We start from the raw sequence: 21,041 nt of genomic DNA on the forward strand, positions 1-21,041 counted from the left end.
GGCGGGTGCGGGTCAGTTGCCGCTGTCGGCCGCGTCGCGTGCCTGTCGTGCCGGACTCGCGACGTAGCCGAACCGCGCGGGCACGTCCGCGCAGACGATGTTGCCGAGCGGCAGCGCGCGGCCACGCCAGCGCAGCACGGGCGGCGCGGCGTCGAAATCCGCGTGATCGGCGAACAGCCCGAGATCATGGTCGTGCAGCGCCGCGATGCGCGGCGGCGCGCCCGCATCGCGAAACAGCACGCCGCCCCCATCGTCGAGCCATGCTTCGCCCGGTTCGAACGGTGCGCCCGTCTGGTCGGTGAGCGTGAGCTGTCCGTCGCGCTCGGCGAGTCGCACGACCCACGGCGTATACGCGAGCTCGACGTACACGCGCTGCGGCCCGTTCTGGAAGAACCACTGGCCCCGCGCGTCGCATTCGTAGTTGCGGCCGATGAACGCGTTCAGCGCCGCATGCCGGATCGGCGAGCCGAGCTCGCCGGCCGCCTGCGCCGCGTCGTCGCGCAGCCGCCATTCGCCGCGCCGGTCGAGCAGCAGCCAGCCGGTGCAGTGCGGCACGTTCGGCCATTTGGCGAGCGCCTGCCTGACGATGTCATCCATGGTCGACGAATTTCGAGCAATAACCGAACACCCGCGCCGACAGCCAGTCGAGGCGGCCGGGGAACGGCCCGGTCATGAATCCCGCGTGCCCGCCGTCCGCGGGCTGGTCGAGCTCGACGGCCGGCGATACGTCGGCCGGGCCAGGCAGTGCCGATTCGGGCAGGAACGGGTCGTTGCGGGCGTTGAGGATCAGCGTGGGCACGTCGATCGCGGGCAGCAGCGGCCGGGTCGTCGCCTTCGTCCAGTAGTCGTCGGCGTCCGCGAAACCGTGCAGCGGCGCGGTCACGACCTCGTCGAAGTCGCGCATCGTCACGGCCTGCAGCATCGCGTCGCGGTCGAACAGCCCCGGGTACTGGTCGAGCTTCGCGAGCGCCTTGCGCTTGAGCGTCTTCAGGAAGCTGCGCGTATAGACCATCGCGAACCCCTGCGACAGCGCGCGGCCGCCCGCATGCACGTCGATCGGCGTCGAGATCGCGGCGGCGGCCCGCAGGATCGACGTGTCGCTGCGATGCTCGCCGAGCCAGCGCAGCAGCACGTTGCCGCCGAGCGACACGCCGGCCGCGACCAGCGGCCCGCGATGCTGCGCGGCGAGCCGGCGCAGAATCCAGTCGACCTCGGCACTGTCGGCGAGATGGTAGAAGCGCGGCTGGCGGTTGATCTCGCCGCTGCAACTGCGAAAGTGCGGCACGACGGCATGCCAGCCCTTCGCGCGCGCGGCGGCCATCATCTCGAGCGCGTAGTGCGAGCCGGAACTGCCTTCGAGGCCGTGGAACAGCACGAACAGCGGCGCATCGGGCGGCGGCGCCGCACTGTCGAGATGGGCGACCCAGTCGAGATCGATGAAGTCGTGATCGGGGGTTTCCCATCGCTCTCGTCGGTATGCGACGGCCGGTCGTCGCGCGAACAGCGCGGGCACGATGGTTTGCGCATGGCTGTTCGGCAGCCAGCGTGGTGCGCGATAGCGCAGTGTGTCGTCGTCCGGGGCCGGAGCCCCGGCGAGCGGCGAGGTGGGCGGAGAAGCCGTACTCATGATCGCCCCGCGTATGCGTTGCTTCGTCTTTTCGTCAGTGCAGCGGGCCCTGCCCATGACGGATCTTCGCGGCGAACTGCCCGGCCGCTTGTTCGGGAATCGGGCTCGCGTGGATGTGCGCGATGCGCCACTCGCCGCGTTCGTGAATCATCACGTACGTGGCGAAAACCATGTCGGGGTCGGCCGTCAGGTCGGCCTGCTGATGCGCTTCGGCGATCGTGTAGACGACCGTGCCGAGGCTGTCGTAGACGCGGATGTCGAGCGGTTCGATCGTCACCGGGCGCGTCGCGAGCCGGTTGGCGAGCCCGCTGCGGATCTGGTCGAGGCCGTGCAGATGCTCGCCGTCCGCCCACACGCAGCTGGCGAAATCCTCGTCGATCCACAACGCCAGCAGCGCGTCGAGATTGGCATCGGCGACGGCCTGGTAGTAGGCGTTCAGCGTATCGGCAGCGGCTTCGAAGAGGCGGGCAAAACGTGGCATCGGGGTTGTCTCTCGCGCGCGTCGCGCGCCGTATTCAGCACGGCGGCCCGGATGGGGCCGCCGCACACCGGTGAATCGGATTGCCCGGCGCGTCGTGCGACGCTGCCGGCCAGGGTCAGCGCTGCCCGACGAGCATGCCGCGCAAATCGCCGAATACCTGCTCGGGACCGAGTTCGCGCAGGCACTTCAGGTGGCCGAGCGGGCACTCGCGTTCGAAGCAGGGACTGCATTCGAGATGCAGCCATTGTACCTTCGCCAGGTCCGACAGCGGAGGGGTGTGGCGCGGATCGGTCGATCCGTACAGCGCGACGAGCGGCCGGCGCAGCGCGGCGGCGACGTGCATCAGCCCCGAATCGTTGGTGACGACCGCGTTCGCGCGCGCGATCAGCGCGCATGCCTCGGACAGCGACGTCTGCCCGCACAGGTTGCGCACGTTCGGCGCGTGGTCGGCGATCGCCTGCGCGGCCGCGGCGTCCTTCTGCGAGCCGAGCGCGACGATCTGCGTGTACGGGAACGACTGGTGCACGATCGTCGCGAGCGACGCGAAGTGCTCGGGTGGCCAGCGCTTGGCCGGGCCGTATTCGGCGCCCGGGCAGAACACGACGAGCGGCTTGCGTGTATCGAGATTGAAACGCGCGGACACGCGTGCCGTCTCGTTCAGGTCGGCGTCGAGGCGCGGCGCCGGCAGCGTCTTCATCGATTCGGGCAGCTTCGCGCCCGGCGCATATGCGAGCGCCGCGTAGTGGGTCGTCATCGGCGGGCGCTCGCCCGACTTGGTCGGATTCGCGTGCCGCACGTTCAACAGCCCGTAGCGGTGCTCGCCCGTGTAGCCGATCCGCAGCGGGATGTTCGCGAGCCACGGGATCACCGCGGACTTCAGCGAATTCGGCAGCACGTACGCCGCGTCGTAGCCGACGTCGCGCAGGTCGCTCGCGAGCTGCCAGCGGCGCAGCAGCTGCAGCTTGCCGTGCGCGAGATCGGTCGCGTAGACATCGTGGATCTCGGGCATCCGCTCGAGCACGGGCGCGACCCACGAGGGCGCGACGGCATCGATCGCGATGCGGGGATGGAGTTTCTTCAGCAGCGCAAAAAGCGGCTGCGCCATCAATGCGTCACCGATCCAGTTCGGTGCGATAACCAGCGCTCGACGCATCAGGTGGACTTCCGATGTCGTAATGAAGCACGGCGCGCGGGCGCCGCGTTCGGGTTGCCAGAATGGGGAAGGGCGGCGCGCCGGGCATCCGGCTGCGCCGCCTCGCGAGGGGCGGGCCCGCGGGCCCGTCCGCCCGGGCTCAGTGGCCCTTGACGACCTCGCCGTCGCGCAGCTTGTAGCGCGTGCCGCAGTACGGGCAGCGTGCCTCGCCGTGCGAGACGTCGATGAAGACGCGCGGGTGCGCGCTCCAGCGCGCCATGGCCGGGTTCGGGCAGTAGGCGGGAAGATCCTTGGCCGTCAGCTCGACCAGCGGCATTTCCTTGATTTCACTCATGAGACTTTCTCTTATCACTCTTTTGTGGGGCGGTCGGTGGCGTGGCGCGCTCAGACCTTCGTCAGCCAGTGCGCGTACTTCGCGTTCTTGCCCGACACGATATCGAAAAACGCCGACTGGAGCTTTTCTGTGACGGGGCCGCGCGCGCCGCTGCCGATCGTGCGGTTGTCGAGCTCGCGGATCGGCGTGACTTCAGCGGCCGTGCCGGTGAAGAACGCCTCGTCGGCCGTGTAGACCTCGTCGCGCGTGATGCGCTTCTCGATCACCTCGATGCCGGCGTCCTTCGCGAGCGTGATGACCGTGTCGCGCGTGATGCCGTCGAGGCACGACGCCAGGTCGGGCGTGTACAGCTTGCCGTTGTTGACGAGGAAGAAGTTCTCGCCGGAGCCTTCCGACACGTAGCCGTCGACGTCGAGCAGCAGCGCTTCGTCGTAGCCGTCGGCCGTCGCTTCCTGGTTCGCCAGGATCGAGTTCACGTACCAGCCCGACGCCTTTGCGCGGACCATCGACACGTTCACGTGGTGGCGCGTGAACGACGACGTCTTCACGCGGATGCCCTTCGCGAGGCCTTCCTCGCCGAGGTACGCGCCCCACGGCCATGCGGCGATCGCGACGTGGATCGTGTTGCCCTTCGCCGACACGCCGAGCTTTTCCGAGCCGACCCAGATGATCGGGCGCAGGTAGCACGACTCGAGCTTGTTCTCGCGCACGACTTCGAGTTGCGCGGCTTCGAGCGTTTCCCGGTCGAACGGCACGTCCATCTGGAAGATCTTCGCCGAATTCAGCAGACGTTTCGTGTGCTCGCGCAGGCGGAAGATCGCGGTGCTGCCGTCGGCCGTCTTGTACGCACGCACGCCCTCGAAGACACCCATGCCGTAGTGCAGCGTATGGGTCAGGACGTGGATCTTGGCGTCGCGCCAGTCGATCAGCTTGCCGTCCATCCAGATCTTGCCGTCGCGGTCGGCCATTGACATAGGATTCTCCTGGGATGCGGTTGTATGCAGCGTTGAGCCGGAAAGACGCTTATTTTAGCGTCATTTGGCGACGATCCGGTCGGCCGGCGCGGGGCCGGCGCTATAATCGCCCGGTACCGATTCCAATAACGATGGGTCGTGCCGGCAGGAGGCGCCGGCGTCCCGACGAACCGCCCGCTGCGGCCCGCTTTCCCATGCTCGCTCGATTGTCCGCCACCGACCGTTTTGCGCTGATCCAGGGCGCGCGCGACTATTCCCCGACACTGATGGCGATCCTGTCCTGGGGGCTCGTCACCGGCATCGCGATGAGCAAGTCGGTGATGACGCTCGGGCAGGCGAGCGCGATGTCGCTGCTCGTCTACGCGGGCTCGTCGCAGCTCGCGGTGCTGCCGCTCCTCGCCGCGAAGCTGCCGATCTGGACCGTGCTGCTCACGGCCGCGATGGTCAACACGCGCTTCGTGATCTTCAGCGCCGGGCTTGCTCCCCATTTTTCCTACCTGCCGCTGTGGCGGCGCCTCGCGATCGGCTATTTCAACGGCGACGTGATCTACCTGCTGTTCCAGAAACAGGGCTTCGCCAACGGCCACGTGCCGGGCAAGGAAGCGTATTTCTGGGGGATGGCGCTCGCGAGCTGGGTGTCGTGGCAGGTGTCGTCGCTCGCCGGCATCCTGCTCGCGAGCTTCTTTCCCGCGAGCTGGGGGCTGGAACTGGCCGGCACGCTCGCGCTGATCCCGATCATGGTGTCGGCGGTCGCGAACCGCTCGACGCTCGCGGCCGTCGCGGTGGCGGGCATCGTGTCGCTCGTGGCGCTCGACCTGCCGTACCGCCTTGCGTTGCCGCTCGCGGTGCTCGCCGCGCTCGCGGCCGGCAGCATGGCCGATTTCTTCGTCGAACGGGCCGACTGGCGGCGCATCCGCACCGAAACCGTGCACGAAAAGGAAATCGAATGAGCGCGACGGAGATCTGGATCGTCATCATCGGGATGACGATCGTCACGGCCGTCACGCGCGCGCTGTTCCTGATCGGCGGCGAGCGCACCGTGCTGCCCGAACGCGCGCAGCGCGCGCTGCGCTATGCGCCGGCGGCCGCGCTCGTCGCCGTCGTGCTGCCCGACGTGCTCGAAACGCCGGCCGGGATGTCGTTCGCGCTGTCCAACCATCCGTTCTACGCGGCGCTCGCCGGCCTCGGCTGGTTCTTGTGGCGGCGCAGCATGCTCGGCACGATCGTCGTCGGGATGCTCGTGTTCACCGCGCTGCGCGTGATTTTCTGATGAGCCGCCGTTCCGGCCCGCCGGGCGCCGGCCGCTCGCGCGCATGCATTGCTGCGTTGCAGCAATATATTCGTTCCCGCGCGCGATCCCAAATAGGCGGAATTCGCCGCCGCACGGGTCAGTCTGCCGGGTGGATCGGCTAGAATGCCCGTTCGAGATTTTTTACACGTGCGCGTCATGCGAACCGCCAGCCACGGCCGCATCCGGCGCCCTTTCGCGGCAGCCCGCGCACGTCCAGCGTGAACCCCCTTTCCCCATCCACTACTTCAATCTGTTCAACATGAGCCAAGTCAAGCGTCTTACCGACCTGATCGCCGCCGGCCAGCTTGCCGGCAAGCGGGTGTTCATCCGCGCCGACCTGAACGTCCCGCAGGACGATCACGGCAACATCACCGAGGACACGCGCGTGCGCGCGTCCGTGCCGGCCATCCGGGCCGCGCTCGACGCCGGCGCGGCAGTGATGGTCACGTCGCACCTCGGCCGTCCGACCGAAGGCGAATTCAAGCCGGAAGACTCGCTCGCGCCGGTCGCGAAGCGCCTCGCCGAGCTGCTCGGCCGCGACGTGCCGCTCGTGTCGAACTGGGTCGAGAACGGCGTGAACGTCGCGCCGGGCCAGGTCGTGCTGCTCGAGAACTGCCGCGTGAACAAGGGCGAGAAGAAGAATTCGGACGAGCTCGCGCAAAAGATGGCGAAGCTCTGCGACGTGTACGTGAACGACGCGTTCGGCACCGCGCACCGCGCGGAAGCGACCACGCACGGGATCGCGAAGTACGCGCCGGTCGCGTGCGCGGGCCCGCTGCTGGCCGCCGAACTCGACGCGCTCGGCAAGGCGCTCGGCAACCCGGCGCGCCCGCTGGTGGCGATCGTCGCCGGCTCGAAGGTGTCGACCAAGCTGACGATCCTGAAGTCGCTGGCGGAGAAGGTCGACCAGCTGATCGTCGGCGGCGGCATCGCCAATACGTTCATGCTCGCGGCCGGCCTGCCGATCGGCAAGTCGCTCGCGGAAACCGACCTCGTCGGCGACGCGAAGGCGATCATCGACGACGCGCGCAAGCGCGGCGCATCGGTGCCGATCCCGACCGACGTCGTGACCGCGAAGGAATTCTCGCCGACGGCCGCGGCCACGGTGAAGCAGGTCGCCGACATCGAAGCGGACGACATGATCCTCGACATCGGGCCGGAAACGGCCAAGGCGCTCGCGAGCCAGCTCGAGAAGGCCGGCACGATCGTGTGGAACGGCCCGGTCGGCGTGTTCGAGTTCGACCAGTTCGGCAACGGCACCAAGACGCTCGCCGAGGCGATCGCCAAATCGTCCGCGTTCTCGATCGCGGGCGGCGGCGACACGCTCGCGGCCATCGCGAAGTACGGCATCCACGACCAGGTCAGCTACATCTCGACGGGCGGCGGCGCCTTCCTCGAGTTCCTCGAGGGGAAGAAGCTGCCGGCGGTGGAAGTGCTCGAAACGCGGGCGGCCTGAGCGTGGCGGCGCGCGCAGGGGTGACGAAGGCCGCGCGCTCCGCGAAAGCGGAGCAGCCGGCCGGCGCGGGCAAGCGCAAACGCGCGCCCGCGCGGGCGAACTCCACCCCGCGCGCACCGGCGGCCGCTGGCGACGCGGTCATGCAGCACCACGAGATTCAGAACAAAGCGATGCCGGGCGCAAGCACCGGCACGCCCTCCGGAACGGCCGCCGCTGGGCCCGCCGTGTCCGGCTCTCGCAGCGTTTCACCCAGCGCATCCACCTTGATCCAGATGAGGAGTTTCATGCAGCGCGCCACCAAGATAGTCGCCACGATCGGCCCGGCTTCCAGTTCGCCGGAGATTCTGCTGCAGATGATGCAGGCGGGCCTCGACGTCGTGCGGCTCAATTTTTCGCACGGCACCGCCGACGATCACCGCCAGCGCGCCGAGATGGTGCGCGAGGCCGCCCGCAAGGTTGGCCGCGAGATTGCGATCATGGCCGACCTCCAGGGCCCGAAGATCCGCGTCGGCAAGTTCGAGAACGGCAAGACGACGCTCGCGCCCGGTCAGCCGTTCATCCTCGACGCGGCCTGCGAGCTCGGCAACGACGAGCGGGTCGGCCTCGACTACAAGGAACTGCCGCGTGACCTGAAGCCGGGCGACCTGCTGCTGCTGAACGACGGCCTGATCGTGCTGACCGTCGAGCGCGTGCTCGGCGACGAGATCCACACGATCGTCAAGGTGGGCGGCGAGCTGTCGAACAACAAGGGGATCAACCGCCAGGGCGGCGGCCTGTCGGCGCCCGCGCTGACCGCGAAGGACATGGAAGACATCCGCACCGCGATGTCGCTCGGCGCGGACCTGGTGGCGGTGTCGTTCCCGAAGAACGCGACCGACATGGAAATGGCGCGCCAGCTCGCGAACATCGCGGGCGCGCCGTACGGCATCAAGCCGAAGATGATTGCGAAGATCGAGCGCGCGGAGGCGATTCCGGCGCTGCAGAGCATCCTCGACGCGTCCGACGGCATCATGGTCGCGCGCGGCGACCTCGCGGTGGAAGTGGGCAACGCGGCCGTGCCGGCGCTGCAGAAGCGGATGATTAGGATGGCGCGCGAGTCGAACAAGCTCGTGATCACCGCGACGCAGATGATGGAATCGATGATCTACGCGCCGGTGCCGACCCGCGCGGAAGTGTCGGACGTCGCGAACGCGGTGCTCGACGGCACCGACGCGGTGATGCTGTCGGCCGAGACGGCCGCCGGCAAGTACCCGGTCGTCACGATCGAGACGATGGCGGCCGTGTGCGTCGAGGCGGAAAAGTCGGAACACGTGGAGCTGGACAAGGATTTCCTCGACCGTACGTTCACGCGGATCGACCAGTCGATCGCGATGGGCGCGCTGTTCACCGCGTACCACCTGGGCGCGAAGGCGATCATCGCGCTGACCGAATCGGGCGCGACCGCACTGTGGATGTCGCGTCACTACACGCACGTGCCGATCTTCGCGCTGACGCCGCGCGTCGGCAGCGAGCGCACGATGGCGCTGTACCGCAACGTGACGCCGCTGCACGTCGACTTCAACAGCGACCGCGACTCGGCGCTGCAGGCGGCGCTCGAGCTCGTCGTCAAGCAGGGCTACGTGCAGCACGGCGACATGGTCGTGCTGACCGTCGGCGAACCGATGGGGCAGGCGGGCGGCACCAACACGCTGAAGATCGTGCGCGTCGGCGAGCACTATTGAGTCGAGCGTTCGCCGGGCACCTGGCCGGCGACCCGGGTCGATCGAATTCGATCCGGCACCGTTTTTCACGCGAAAGCCGCGCGGGGTCCGAAGCCCCGCGCGGCTTTTTTTCTCTTTTTTGCCCGCATTGTGCCGTGCGAACGTAACAAATTGCGAGTGGGCGCCACCGGGCGGTCGGAATCGGAGGCGCTTCGCGATAAAATGCGGCTATTCGACGCTCAGCCGCGCCGCGCCGCCCCGGTTCGAACGAGGGCGGGTGCCGCGCCGGCGTCAGGGCGCACCGGTTTTCATTCAAGGAGTTCCACAATGCCTCTCGTATCAATGCGTCAATTGCTGGATCACGCGGCAGAGCACGGTTACGGCCTGCCGGCCTTCAACGTGAACAACCTGGAGCAGGTCCAGGCGATCATGGCGGCAGCGGACCAGGTCGGCGCGCCCGTGATCATGCAGGCATCGGCCGGCGCGCGTAAGTACGCGGGCGAGCCGTTCCTGCGCCACCTGATCGAAGCGGCGGTCGAGTCGTACCCGCACATCCCGGTCGTGATGCACCAGGATCACGGCCAGTCGCCGGCGGTCTGCATGGGCGCGATCCGCAGCGGCTTCACGAGCGTGATGATGGACGGTTCGCTCGAAGCCGACGGCAAGACGGTCGCGTCGTACGAGTACAACGTCGACGTGTCGCGCAAGGTCGTCGAGATGGCGCACTCGATCGGCGTGACGGTCGAAGCCGAACTCGGCGTGCTCGGCTCGCTCGAGACGATGAAGGGCGACAAGGAAGACGGCCACGGCGCGGAAGGCACGATGACCCGCGAGCAACTGCTGACCGATCCGGAGCAGGCGGCCGATTTCGTGAAGCTCACGCAGTGCGATGCGCTCGCGATCGCGATCGGTACGTCGCACGGCGCGTACAAGTTCTCGAAGAAGCCGACGGGCGACATCCTGTCGATCCAGCGCATCAAGGAAATCCACGCGCGCATCCCGAACACGCACCTCGTGATGCACGGTTCGTCGTCGGTGCCGCAGGAACTGCTGGAAGAAATCCGCCAGTTCGGCGGCGACATGAAGGAAACCTACGGCGTGCCGGTCGAGGAAATCCAGGAAGGCATCAAGCACGGCGTGCGCAAGATCAACATCGACACCGACCTGCGTCTCGCGATCACCGGCGCGATCCGCCGCTACCTGTTCGAGAACCCGGGCAAGTTCGATCCGCGCGACTACCTGAAGCCCGCGCGCGAAGCGGCGAAGCAGGTCTGCGTCGACCGCTACCTCGCATTCGGCTGCGAAGGCCAGGCCGCGAAGATCAAGCCGGTGTCGCTCGACAAGATCGCCGAGCAGTACAAGTCCGGCGCACTCGCGCAGGTCGTGCGCTGAGACTGTAGTACGATTGCCCCGCCCGATTCTTCCGCAAGGCAGGGGCGGGCTGCCAGGCCGGACCTGATCCGGCCCCAGGCAGCCGTTCCGTCCGGCCGAACGAGGGCCGGCCGGCAACCGTCCGGGCACTACCCGGCCGGTTCGCCGACGTATTGCAAGACCGCCGTTCCCGCCTGCCGCGGGGAACGGCGTTTCCCTTTTTGTTTGGCTCCTTATCTGCGAAAAGACGATGTCTACCCTTTACGAATCCACGCTCCGCTCGCTGCCGCTCCTCGGTCGCGGCAAGGTCCGCGATAACTACGCGGTCGGCAACGACAAGCTCCTGATCGTCACGACCGACCGTCTGTCGGCATTCGACGTGGTGATGGGCGAGCCGATTCCGAACAAGGGCCGCGTGCTGAACCAGATGGCGAACTTCTGGTTCGACAAGCTCGCGCACATCGTGCCGAACCACCTGACGGGCGACGCGCCGGAAGCGGTCGTCGCGGCCGACGAGGTCGAGCAGGTGAAGGGCCGCGGCGTGGTCGTCAAGCGCCTCGAGCCGATCATGATCGAAGCGGTCGTGCGCGGCTACCTGGCCGGCAGCGGCTGGAAGGAATACCAGGCGTCGGGCGCCGTGTGCGGCGTGCAGCTGCCGGAAGGCCTGCAGAACGCGCAGAAGCTGCCCGAGCCGATCTTCACGCCGGCCGCGAAGGCCGAGATGGGCGAGCACGACGAGAACATCACGTTCGAGGAAACCGAGCGCCGCATCGGCACCGAGCTGGCCGCGACGATCCGCGACATCTCGATCCGCCTGTACAAGGAAGCGGCCGACTACGCGGCGACGCGCGGCATCATCATCGCCGATACGAAGTTCGAATTCGGCCTCGACAACCACGGCAAGCTGTACCTGATGGACGAAGTGCTGACGGCCGATTCGTCGCGCTTCTGGCCGGCCGACCAGTACCAGGTCGGCACGAACCCGCCGTCGTTCGACAAGCAGTTCGTGCGCGACTGGCTCGAGGCGCAGCCGTGGGGCAAGACCGCGCCGGCGCCGGCGCTGCCGGCCGACGTCGTCGAAAAGACGGCCGCGAAGTACCAGGAAGCGCTCGAGCGCATCACGGGCCAGTCGCTCGTCTGAGCGAGCTTTGCATGGGACCGGAGCAAGTGCTGAAGCGCCAACTCCGGTCGACCGCTTTGCATGGGACCAGAGTAAGTGCTGAAGCACTAACTCTGGTCGACAGGAAATCCACGAAATGAGTGAAATTCAGACCGCCCACACGCACAGCGCGCCGCTCATCGGCGTGCTGATGGGTTCGAGTTCCGACTGGGACGTGATGAAGCACGCGGTAGCGATCCTGCAGGAATTCGGCGTGCCGTACGAAGCGAAGGTCGTGTCCGCGCACCGGATGCCCGACGAGATGTTCGACTATGCGGAGAAGGCGCGCGAGCGCGGGCTGCGCGCGATCATCGCGGGCGCCGGCGGCGCCGCGCACCTGCCCGGCATGCTGGCCGCGAAAACCACGGTGCCGGTGCTCGGCGTGCCGGTCGCGAGCAAGTATCTGAAGGGTGTCGATTCGCTGCACTCGATCGTGCAGATGCCGAAGGGCGTGCCCGTCGCGACGTTCGCGATCGGCGAGGCCGGCGCCGCGAATGCCGCGCTGTTCGCGGTATCGATCCTGTCCGGCACGTCGGTCGACTACGCGAACCGGCTCGCCGCGTTCCGCGTGCGCCAGAACGAAGCCGCGCACGCGATGGTGCTGCCGCCGCTGGAATGACGGCGCGCCGGCGGCCGCGCGTCGCGGCTGCCTGACTCTCCCCACTGCGGCGGGCAGCGCCCGCCGCGACCGACCACTGACATGACCGCAACTCCTGATTCCGTTTCCCCGATCCTGCCCGGCGCGTGGCTGGGCATGGTCGGCGGTGGCCAGCTCGGCCGCATGTTCTGCTTTGCCGCCCAGTCGATGGGCTATCGCGTCGCCGTGCTCGATCCCGATCCGACGAGCCCCGCCGGCGCGGTCGCCGACCGCCACCTGCGCGCGGCCTACGACGACGAAGCCGCGCTCGCCGAGCTGGCCGACCTGTGCGACGCGGTGTCGACGGAGTTCGAGAACGTGCCGGCCGCGAGCCTCGATTTCCTCGCGCGCACGACCTTCGTCGCGCCGGCCGGCCGCTGCGTCGCGGTTGCGCAGGACCGGATCGCGGAGAAGCGCTTCATCGAGGCGTCGGGCGTGCCCGTCGCGCCGCACGTCGTGATCGAATCGTCGGCGGCGCTCGCCGCGCTCGACGATGCCGCGCTCGACGCGGTGCTGCCGGGCATCCTGAAGACGGCACGCCTCGGCTACGACGGCAAGGGCCAGGTGCGCGTGAGCACCGCGCAGGAAGCGCGCGACGCGCATGCGGCGCTCGGCGGCGTGCCGTGCGTGCTCGAGAAGCGCCTGCCGCTGAAATACGAAGTGTCGGCGCTGATCGCGCGCGGCGCGGACGGCCGCTCGGCCGCGTTCCCGCTCGCGCAGAACACGCATCACAACGGCATCCTCGCGCTGACGGTGGTGCCCGCACCGGCCGCCGATGCCGCGCGCGTCGAAGAGGCGCAGCAGGCGGCCGTGCGGATCGCCGATACGCTCGGCTACGTCGGCGTGCTGTGCGTCGAATTCTTCGTGCTGGAAGACGGCTCGTTCGTCGCGAACGAGATGGCGCCGCGCCCGCACAACTCCGGCCACTACACGGTCGATGCGTGCGCAACGAGCCAGTTCGAGCAGCAGGTGCGCGCGATGACGCGCATGCCGCTCGGCAACCCGCGCCAGCATTCGCCGGCCGCGATGCTGAACATCCTCGGCGACGTGTGGTTCCCGAACGGTGCGGCCGGCGTAGGTGCGGCGGCCGATGCCGTCACGCCGCCGTGGGACACGGTCGCGGCGATGCCGGCTGCGCACCTGCACCTGTACGGCAAGGAAGACGCGCGCGTCGGGCGCAAGATGGGCCACGTGAACTTCACGGCCCAGACGCGCGACGAAGCCGTCGCCGCGGCCACCGCATGCGCGCAGTTGCTGCGCGTGCCGCTCGACTGAGGCGCCAGCCGATGTCCGTCGATCTCCCGAACTCCGTGACGCCTGCGCAGATCGAAGCGGCCGCCGCGCTGCTCGACGCGGGGCAACTCGTCGCGTTCCCGACCGAAACCGTCTACGGGCTCGGCGGCGACGCGGCGAATCCCGAGGCCGTCGCGCGCATCTACGCGGCGAAGGGCCGGCCGGCGAATCATCCGGTGATCGTGCACCTGCCGCCGGGCGGCGATCCGGGCTACTGGGTCGATGCGCTGCCGGCCGATGCGCAAGCGTTGATCGATGCGTTCTGGCCGGGCCCGCTGACGCTGATCCTGAAGCGCCATGCGCGCATTCCGGACGCCGTGAGCGGCGGGCAGGATTCGGTCGGGCTGCGCTGCCCGTCGCATCCGGTCGCTCAGGCGCTGCTGGCCGCGTTCAGCGCGCGGCGCGGCGGGCATGGCGGCGTGGCCGCGCCGTCCGCGAACCGCTTCGGCCATGTGAGCCCGACGACCGCGCAGCACGTGCGCGACGAATTCGGCGACACCGTGCACGTGCTCGACGGCGGCGCATCCGAAGTCGGCATCGAATCGACGATCGTCGATCTGTCGCGCGGCTTCCCGGCGCTGCTGCGCCCGGGCCACGTGACGCCGCAGCAGATCGCCGACGTGCTTGGCCGCGCGCCGCGGCTGCCGGACGGCAGCGACGCGACCGCGCCGCGCGCATCGGGCACGCTGAAGGCCCATTACGCGCCGCGCACGCCGCTCGCGCTGCTGCCGTTCGATGCGCTCGAGCCGCTGCTCGCGGCCGCGCAAAGCGACGGCGAGCGCGTCGCGCTCGTCGCACGCGCGTCGCGCGCGGGACGCTGGGCGCAGGCCGACGGCGTGCATTTCGTCGCGGCGCCGGAAGATCCTCAGGCCTATGCGCGCGACCTGTACGGGATGCTGCGTGCGCTCGACCGCGCGCAGGTCGCGCGCATTCTCGTCGAGAAGCTGCCCGAGACCGTCGAATGGATTGCCGTCAACGATCGCCTCGGCCGTGCGGCGGCCGCGTTCGAAGCGCAGGGGTGAGGGCGGTAGCGACGCACGTGCGGACGCCGTAGGTCGCTCGCCGACGAGCATGCATTGTGCGACGCGTCGGGATCGGAAAAACAAACGCCCGACCGGTGAACCCGGTCGGGCGTTTTCGCTTATGTTCGCGTTCGCAGGCGCGAAGCATCCGCCGTCCGGTCCGCAGCAGCTGCGCGGACCGGACGCGGTGCTTACTTGCCGACGCCGGTCGCCGCGATCTGCTTCTCGACGAACTGTGCGATCAGCTGACCCATGTGCGTCGACGGGTGGACCGTGTCGGCGAACATGTAGGTCTGGTCCGCGTTGGCGGTCGTGTAGGTCTGCGGCGAGCAGAACAGCGACGAGCCGAATGCGGTCGGCATCGGCGCGCCGAATGCCTTCGCCGCGTTGATCATCGCCTGCAGGTTGCACGCGGTGCCGGTGTTCGACACCGTGAAGCCGTTCGCCTGGAAATTGGCCGTGATACCATCCTGCCACGTGAAAATGTCGAGCAGCGTGTATTTGGTCGTGTCGACCTTGAGCGCCTGCAGCGTCGCGACGAGTGTCTGATTGAACAGCCCCGACAACTGCGTGAACGCCGCCTGCGTGCCGCCTGCCACTGCCAGTGGCGTGCCGCCGATGTCCGGCATGTTCGACACGAACACGTGCGTGCCGCCTGCCGCGACGATCTGCTGGACGATGCCTGCGTACTGCTGCGCGGCGAGCCCGATCGCCTGCGCCGCCGCGAGCTGCGCGGCCGGCGTGTTGCCTTGCGCCTGCGCGACCTGCGCCTGATAGAAGATGTCGTTCGCGCCGCCGTTGAGCAGCACGATCTGGCCCGCGTTGAAGCTGCCGTGCTGCGACAGGTACTGCTTGAGCTGGTCGGCGATCGGCATCGTCGTCGCCTGCGCGAAGTCGGAATTCGGCACGCTCGCGTCAGCATGGCCGATGCCCGGCTGCAGCGTGACGCGCGAGCCGCCCTGCGCGTAGCCGAGGCCGCCGGTGGCCTGCAGCGGAATGCCGAAGCCGCCCTGGTTCGCGGGCTGCAGCGTGTCGCCGTAGTAGGTCGCGACGAGTTGCGTCCACACCTGGCCCGGGTTGGTCGTGAAGCGGCCGCCGCCGAAGCCGAGCTTGATCTGCGAATAGGTGCCGGCGTCGGACAGGCTGTCGCCGAACGACACGATCTGCATCTTCACGCCGGAAGGCGGCGTGTTCGATGCGCTACTGCTGCTGTTGTCGTCACCGCCGCCGCACGCGGCGAGCAGCGCGAGCGCGGCGCCCGCGATCGCGACTTGCGCGGTGCGCAGCAGGCGTTGCCGGGTATGCGACGGGAATTGTTGTTGTGACTGCATCGTTCGATCTCCTCGTAGATATGGCCTGATGTGTGTCTCATCTGCCGCGTGCCTGCTCGGAACCGGGCTGCGCGGCGGCCGTTGGCTGAAACGGTTATTGTTCACGCGCAGCCGCAAGCGGCACGGTGCGCGGATCCTGGTTCGCGGCCTCGTCGATCTGCGCATGATAAGCGCTCGCCCATTCGGGCGGGCCGAAAATCGCGCGCAGCTTGTTGCGCCACCCGTCGACGCGCAACGCGTCGGCCGTCATCGACACCCACTCGTGGAACGTCGCGACGAGCGGGTTGTTCGAGCCGAGCCGCTCGACGATCCCGTACTGCGGCGGGTCGTCCGGCGTTTCCTCGACATAGCTGCCGAACAGGCGATCCCAGATCACCAGGACGCCTGCGTAATTGCGGTCGATGTAGCGCGGGTTGCGCGCATGGTGCGCGCGGTGGACCGACGGCGTGTTGAGCACGTACTCGAGCCAGCCGAGCTTGCCGATTGCCTGCGTATGCACGAAGAACTGGAACGCGAGGTTGATCAGCACGATGCCGACGACCTGTTGCGGCGGAAAGCCGGCGAACGCGAGCGGCAGCCAGAACACCCACATGCCCGCGATGGGGTACATCAGGCTCTGGCGGAACGCGGTCGAGAAATTCATCCGCTCGGACGAGTGGTGCACGACGTGCGCGGCCCATAACCAGCGCACGCGATGGCTCGCGCGATGGAACACGTAGTAGAGGAAGTCCTGCGCGACGAACAGCACCGCGAACGACAGCCAGCCGTCGTGCCACGTGAACAGGCGATAGTGCCGGTAGCAGTACGCATAGACGGGGATCACGAAGATCCACGCGATCTTGTCCGCGCCCTGGTGCATCAGCGCGAGCGCCGCATTGCACAGCGTGTCGCGCCACGCATAGACAGGGTCCTGCGCACGTGTGCGGGCGAGGTGCCAGGCCTCCCACGCGATGCAGAGCAGGAAGACGGGCGCCAGCGCGAGCAGAAGCAATTCGACGTCGAATCGCATGGGCGTGTCTCCTCCTTTCCCCTGCAAGCCGTGAGGCCGGGCCGGTGGCCCGTTGTAGATATCGGTCAGGCCAACAGCCTACGCAATCGCCACGCGCTAGGCGAGGGGGCAGCGTAGAGGGTTCCCTCTGAGGACAGGGTTTCTACGGAAACCGTGCGGCGCGGGGCCGGGCGGTGCGGCCCCGTTTTGCGGGCACGGCTGGCGTGCGGTGCATCGTGCGACGGTGGCGGCGGCCGTTTCAAACCGCGAAGGGCGCGATTCCGCGTGCGAGGCGGCGGCAGGCCGCACGGGCGGCCCGCCAGGGCTGCCCGATGCGCGGTGCCGCCTTGTGGCCGACGCACGCCGGCAGTGGGGCGGGGATGCGCCGCATCGCGGCGCGCGAGCCGTCAGTGCGCGCCCGCGTAGATCCATTCGAGCAGCGTGTCGTGCGCGGCGCGCGCGCCTTCCGCCTGGTCGTTGTTGATGAAGCTGACGACGACGTAGCTCTGGCCGTCGGCGCCGGCGACGTAGCCGGCGATCGCGCGCACGTCGCGCAGCGTGCCGGTCTTGATGTGCGCGTTGCCGAGCACGCCGGCGTTGGTGAGGCGGTTCTTCATCGTGCCGTCGATGCCGGCGATCGGCAGCGAATCGACGAACGCCTGCGCGACGGGGCTCGCGTTCGCGGCCTGCAGCAGCGCGGCGAGCGACAGCGCGCTCACGTGCTCTTCGCGCGACAGCCCCGAGCCGTTCTCGAGCGCGAGGTCCGGCATCGCGATGCCGTTCTTCTGCAGGAACGCCTGGATCGCGCGGCTCGACTGCTCGGGCGTCGCGGGCGGCTTGCCGCTGACCGCGCCGATCGTCAGGAACAGGTTGCGCGCCATCACGTTGTTGCTGAACTTGTTGATGTCGTAGACGATGCTGCCGAGCACCGGGCTGTGATGCACGGCGAGCGGTCGAGCAGTGGTCGGCACCTTGCCTTCGCTCACGGGCCCCGCGATCGTGCCGCCGTCCTGCCGCCACAGCGCGAGGAAGCCGCGCGCGAAGAACGTCGTGTGATCGAGGATCGCGAGGTTGGTCGTGCGCGCGCCGCAGCGCAGCGGATAATCGCCGGCGAACGACGCGGTCATCATCCCGCCGCCGGCCGTCAGCGTCGGGCGCGCGGCCGCGGCGGCCGCGCTGCACGAGCCCGTGCCTTCGACCAGCTGGTTGTCGATCGACAGGTCCGCGAGCGGCGGCAGCACGTCGACGGCCACCTTGCCGTCGTCGCCCGGCGTGACCGTGAACGACACGGCCTTGAACGCATACAGCAGCGGATCGGGGCCGACGTTGTACGGCGCGCTCACGTCGTCGTCGAACGACGGCAGGTCGCGCGTCGATGCCGCGAAATAGCTCTTGTCGAGCACGAGGCCGCCGGCCACGCGCTTGATCCCGGCCTTGCGGATCTTGTCGATGAGGTCGATCAGCTCTTCGGGCACGAGCTTCGGATCGCCGGTGCCCTTGATGTACAGGTTGCCCTGCAGCGTGCCGTCCGGGTCGACCGTGCCGTCCGTGTAGGCGGTCGTGCGCCAGCGGAAGTCGGGGCCGAGGATCGACAGGCCCGAGAAGGTCGTGACGAGCTTCATCGTCGACGCCGGCAGCATCGGCCGGCTCGCATTCCACGCGATCAGCGGTTCCGGGTCGCCGACGCGCTCGACGACGACGCTCATCGCCGATGCCGGCACCTTCGCGCGCTGCAGCGCGACGAGCACGGATGCCGGCAGGCCGGCCGCACGCGCGGCGGGCGACACGACGGCGGTCTTGCGCGCTTCCTTGTGGAATTTCTTGCGGGCTTGCGCGGGCGGCGCGAAGGCCAGGGCCGTGCAGGTGGCGATGACGGCGGCTGCGCGCAGGCAGGCGCGGGTGCGGGGAGCGAACCGGGGGGAAAGGGTGGAAATCGGCATGGACGAATACGGGTAAGCGGGGGCTCGGGCGGCGCGTGCGTCGCGCGCAAGCGCACATTGTAGAGACAAGTGGGCAAATGCCCGCCGAAATCGCGTGTCGTGCCGCATTGCGGCATCACTTTGCCGCGCGCATGCCGCGCACGCGATTCGCGGCGCTACAATGATCGGCGTGTTTCACCCGACCCATGGATGCCTGTCCCGATGCGGATTCTGCTTGTCGAAGACGATCGAATGATTGCCGAGGGCGTGCGCAAGGCGCTGCGCTCGGACGGCTTTGCGGTCGACTGGGTGCAGGACGGCGACGCGGCGCTCACGGCGCTCGGCGGCGAGACGTACGACCTGCTGCTGCTCGACCTCGGCCTGCCCAAGCGTGACGGCATCGACGTGTTGCGCACGCTGCGCGCGCGCGGGCTGGCGCTGCCCGTGCTGATCGTCACCGCGCGCGACGCCATCGCCGATCGCGTGAAGGGTCTCGACGCGGGCGCCGACGACTACCTCGTCAAGCCGTTCGATCTCGACGAGCTGGGCGCGCGGATGCGCGCGCTGATCCGCCGCCAGGCCGGGCGCAGCGAGTCGCTGATCCGCCACGGCGCGCTGACGCTCGATCCCGCGTCGCACCAGGTGACGCTCGACGGCGCGCCCGTCGCGCTGTCCGCGCGCGAGTTCGCGCTGCTCGAGGCGCTGCTCGCGCGGCCCGGCGCGGTGCTGTCGAAGAGCCAGCTCGAGGAAAAGATGTACGGCTGGGGCGAGGAGATCGGCAGCAACACGGTCGAGGTCTACATCCACGCTCTGCGCAAGAAGCTCGGCTCGGACCTGATCCGCAACGTGCGCGGGCTCGGCTACATGGTTGTCAAGGAAAGCTGACGCGTGAGGTCGATTCGTCATCAATTGCTGATCTGGCTGCTCGCGATCGTCGTCGCCGGCGTCGGCCTCGCCGGCTGGCTGATCTATCGGCAGGCGCTCGCCGAGGCGAACGAGCTGTTCGACTACCAGCTGCAGGAAATCGCCGCGGCGCTGCCGTCCGAGCCGTTCTCGCAGGTATTCGGCTCGCGGACCAACGGCGACGAAGGCATCGTGATCCAGATCTGGAACCGCAACGGCGTGCTGATGTACTTCTCGCATCCGCGCGCGCCGATCGCGCCGCGCGCGGAGCTCGGCTTCTCGACCGAGCGCACCGATCGCGGCGAATGGCGCGTGTATGGCGCGATCGTCGGCGACAACGTCGTGCAGCTCGCACAGCCGCTGTCGGTGCGCAACCGGCTCGCGGCGAACGTCGCGCTGCGCACGTTGTGGCCGCTGATCGTGCTGCTGCCGTTCCTCGGCGCGGCCGTGTGGGTGATCGTCGGGCGCGGGCTCGCACCGCTCGGGCGCGTGACGCGCGCGGTCGAGGCGCGCCGGCCGGAAGCGCTCGATCCGCTGCCCGACGGGCGCCTGCCGCTCGAGGTGCAGCCGCTCGTGCGCGCGCTGAACGGGCTGCTCGCGCGGCTGTCGGCCGCGCTCGACACGCAGAAGGCGTTCGTGGCCGATGCCGCGCACGAACTGCGTACGCCGCTCGCGGCCGTGCAGATCCAGGCGCAGCTCGTCGCCCGCGCGAAGGACGATGCGTCGCGCCGCGAGGCGGTCGCGGATCTCCAGGACGGCGTCACGCGCGCGACGCGCCTCGCGGAGCAGTTGCTTGCGCTAGCCCGCGCCGAGCCGGACGGCGCGACGATGCGCGAGCCGGTCGACCTGCAGGCGCTGCTCGCCGAATGCGTGGCCGCGCATGCGCCGCTCGCGCAGCGGCGCGACATCGATCTCGGTTTCGAGGAGACGCGCGCGGCGAGCGTCGTCGCGGACGTCGGCGCGCTGCGCGTGATGTTCGGCAACCTGCTCGACAACGCGGTGAAGTACACGCCGGACGGCGGCCGCATCGACGTGTCGCTGACCTCCGACGCGGCCGGCCGCGCATGCGTGCAGATCGGCGACAGCGGGCCCGGCATCCCGGCCGACGAGCGCGAGCGCGTGTTCGACCGCTTCTACCGCGACAGCTCCGCGCGGGCGCGTGCCGACTTGTCGGGCAGCGGGCTCGGGCTCGCGATCGTCAAGCGCGTGGCGGCGCAGCAAGGCGCGACGGTGTCGCTCGGCGACGCGGCCGCGGGCGGCCTGCTCGTCAGCGTCGTGTTCCGCGACGCCGAGATGCCGGCCGAGGCGCCGCAGCAGTCCGAATCCGTGTGAAGAACGCGGTCGGACGGACCTTGCCGGCCCGCTTAAGCCCCGCTTAAGGCTGATTAAGCCTCCTTTAAGT

Annotated in this window: 21 protein-coding genes; 11 read left to right on the top strand and 10 right to left on the bottom strand. The window is 68.8% G+C overall.

The features are described from left to right. Positions 1-12: 12 nt before the first annotated feature. The 6 genes from GD429_RS31910 to GD429_RS31935 form a co-directional block, all read right to left on the bottom strand. Positions 13-597, bottom strand: a complete 585-nt coding sequence (locus tag GD429_RS31910; RefSeq protein WP_152863117.1) for a DUF2946 family protein — start codon at positions 595-597, stop codon at positions 13-15. Beyond that, positions 590-1,627, bottom strand: coding sequence for a hydrolase (locus GD429_RS31915; protein WP_152863119.1), 1,038 nt, complete (start codon positions 1,625-1,627; stop codon positions 590-592). Before GD429_RS31915 ends, GD429_RS31910 begins: the two co-directional genes overlap by 8 nt. Before the next feature lie 34 nt (positions 1,628-1,661). Further along, complete coding sequence (locus GD429_RS31920) at positions 1,662-2,108, bottom strand: nuclear transport factor 2 family protein (RefSeq protein ID WP_152863121.1); 447 nt, start codon at positions 2,106-2,108, stop codon at positions 1,662-1,664. A gap of 115 nt (positions 2,109-2,223) precedes the next feature. Beyond that, complete coding sequence (gene waaF, locus GD429_RS31925; RefSeq protein ID WP_027785312.1) at positions 2,224-3,261, bottom strand: lipopolysaccharide heptosyltransferase II; 1,038 nt, start codon at positions 3,259-3,261, stop codon at positions 2,224-2,226. A gap of 139 nt (positions 3,262-3,400) precedes the next feature. Continuing rightward, positions 3,401-3,595: a zinc-finger domain-containing protein gene (locus GD429_RS31930; RefSeq protein ID WP_006749970.1), complete on the bottom strand. Its 195-nt coding sequence runs from the start codon at positions 3,593-3,595 to the stop codon at positions 3,401-3,403. A gap of 50 nt (positions 3,596-3,645) precedes the next feature. Beyond that, the gene (locus GD429_RS31935) at positions 3,646-4,569 is read right to left on the bottom strand and encodes a branched-chain amino acid transaminase (RefSeq protein ID WP_131946669.1); all 924 of its coding nucleotides are present in this window, start codon (positions 4,567-4,569) and stop codon (positions 3,646-3,648) included. A gap of 194 nt (positions 4,570-4,763) precedes the next feature. Here GD429_RS31935 and GD429_RS31940 point away from each other — a divergent pair, with 194 nt between their 5' ends. The 3 genes from GD429_RS31940 to GD429_RS31950 all read left to right on the top strand — a co-directional run bounded on the left by GD429_RS31940 (position 4,764) and on the right by GD429_RS31950 (position 7,316). Next, complete coding sequence (locus tag GD429_RS31940; RefSeq protein ID WP_152863123.1) at positions 4,764-5,519, top strand: AzlC family ABC transporter permease; 756 nt, start codon at positions 4,764-4,766, stop codon at positions 5,517-5,519. Next, entirely contained in the window at positions 5,516-5,839 is a 324-nt protein-coding gene (locus tag GD429_RS31945; RefSeq protein WP_152863125.1) for an AzlD domain-containing protein, read from the top strand. Before GD429_RS31940 ends, GD429_RS31945 begins: the two co-directional genes overlap by 4 nt. Positions 5,840-6,119: 280 nt before the next feature. Further along, positions 6,120-7,316: a phosphoglycerate kinase gene (locus tag GD429_RS31950; protein WP_152863127.1), complete on the top strand. Its 1,197-nt coding sequence runs from the start codon at positions 6,120-6,122 to the stop codon at positions 7,314-7,316. 157 nt (positions 7,317-7,473) lie between these two features. On the opposite strand, the gene GD429_RS41695 is transcribed toward GD429_RS31950, so the two are convergent. Continuing rightward, a complete protein-coding gene (locus tag GD429_RS41695) occupies positions 7,474-7,602 on the bottom strand; it encodes a hypothetical protein (RefSeq protein ID WP_258170483.1) in 129 nt (42 codons plus the stop codon). Between GD429_RS41695 and pyk the strand changes: the two genes are divergently transcribed. From pyk to GD429_RS31985, 6 genes are all read left to right on the top strand, one after another. After that, positions 7,601-9,037: a pyruvate kinase gene (pyk, locus tag GD429_RS31960; protein WP_034178917.1), complete on the top strand. Its 1,437-nt coding sequence runs from the start codon at positions 7,601-7,603 to the stop codon at positions 9,035-9,037. The two genes, GD429_RS41695 and pyk, sit on opposite strands and share 2 nt — an antisense overlap. Positions 9,038-9,343: 306 nt before the next feature. Beyond that, the gene (gene fba / locus GD429_RS31965; RefSeq protein WP_034178916.1) at positions 9,344-10,408 is read left to right on the top strand and encodes a class II fructose-bisphosphate aldolase; all 1,065 of its coding nucleotides are present in this window, start codon (positions 9,344-9,346) and stop codon (positions 10,406-10,408) included. Positions 10,409-10,637: 229 nt separating this feature from the next. After that, positions 10,638-11,528 (top strand): phosphoribosylaminoimidazolesuccinocarboxamide synthase, encoded by an 891-nt coding sequence (locus GD429_RS31970; protein ID WP_152863129.1) that lies wholly within the window; start codon positions 10,638-10,640, stop codon positions 11,526-11,528. Positions 11,529-11,643: 115 nt separating this feature from the next. Next, positions 11,644-12,165, top strand: coding sequence for a 5-(carboxyamino)imidazole ribonucleotide mutase (purE, locus tag GD429_RS31975; RefSeq protein ID WP_152863131.1), 522 nt, complete (start codon positions 11,644-11,646; stop codon positions 12,163-12,165). Positions 12,166-12,246: 81 nt separating this feature from the next. Next, a complete protein-coding gene (locus GD429_RS31980; protein ID WP_152863133.1) occupies positions 12,247-13,458 on the top strand; it encodes a 5-(carboxyamino)imidazole ribonucleotide synthase in 1,212 nt (403 codons plus the stop codon). An 11-nt stretch (positions 13,459-13,469) separates the two neighbouring features. After that, the gene (locus GD429_RS31985; protein ID WP_152863135.1) at positions 13,470-14,498 is read left to right on the top strand and encodes an L-threonylcarbamoyladenylate synthase; all 1,029 of its coding nucleotides are present in this window, start codon (positions 13,470-13,472) and stop codon (positions 14,496-14,498) included. Positions 14,499-14,689: 191 nt separating this feature from the next. On the opposite strand, the gene GD429_RS31990 is transcribed toward GD429_RS31985, so the two are convergent. The 3 genes from GD429_RS31990 to dacB form a co-directional block, all read right to left on the bottom strand. Then, positions 14,690-15,829, bottom strand: coding sequence for an SGNH/GDSL hydrolase family protein (locus tag GD429_RS31990; RefSeq protein WP_152863137.1), 1,140 nt, complete (start codon positions 15,827-15,829; stop codon positions 14,690-14,692). A 94-nt stretch (positions 15,830-15,923) separates the two neighbouring features. After that, positions 15,924-16,838, bottom strand: coding sequence for a sterol desaturase family protein (locus GD429_RS31995; RefSeq protein ID WP_152863139.1), 915 nt, complete (start codon positions 16,836-16,838; stop codon positions 15,924-15,926). Positions 16,839-17,224: 386 nt separating this feature from the next. After that, on the bottom strand, positions 17,225-18,757 hold the full coding sequence (gene dacB / locus GD429_RS32000; RefSeq protein ID WP_152863141.1) for a D-alanyl-D-alanine carboxypeptidase/D-alanyl-D-alanine-endopeptidase: 1,533 nt from the start codon (positions 18,755-18,757) through the stop codon (positions 17,225-17,227). A gap of 201 nt (positions 18,758-18,958) precedes the next feature. Between dacB and GD429_RS32005 the strand changes: the two genes are divergently transcribed. Together GD429_RS32005 and GD429_RS32010 are read left to right on the top strand one after the other, a co-directional pair. Next, entirely contained in the window at positions 18,959-19,621 is a 663-nt protein-coding gene (locus GD429_RS32005; RefSeq protein WP_047898916.1) for a response regulator, read from the top strand. A gap of 3 nt (positions 19,622-19,624) precedes the next feature. Then, entirely contained in the window at positions 19,625-20,971 is a 1,347-nt protein-coding gene (locus GD429_RS32010; RefSeq protein ID WP_174419817.1) for an ATP-binding protein, read from the top strand. Positions 20,972-21,041: the final 70 nt, after the last annotated feature.

Origin of the sequence: Burkholderia sp. BE17 (assembly GCF_009362305.1) — a bacterium.
Taxonomy (GTDB): domain Bacteria; phylum Pseudomonadota; class Gammaproteobacteria; order Burkholderiales; family Burkholderiaceae; genus Burkholderia; species Burkholderia pyrrocinia_C.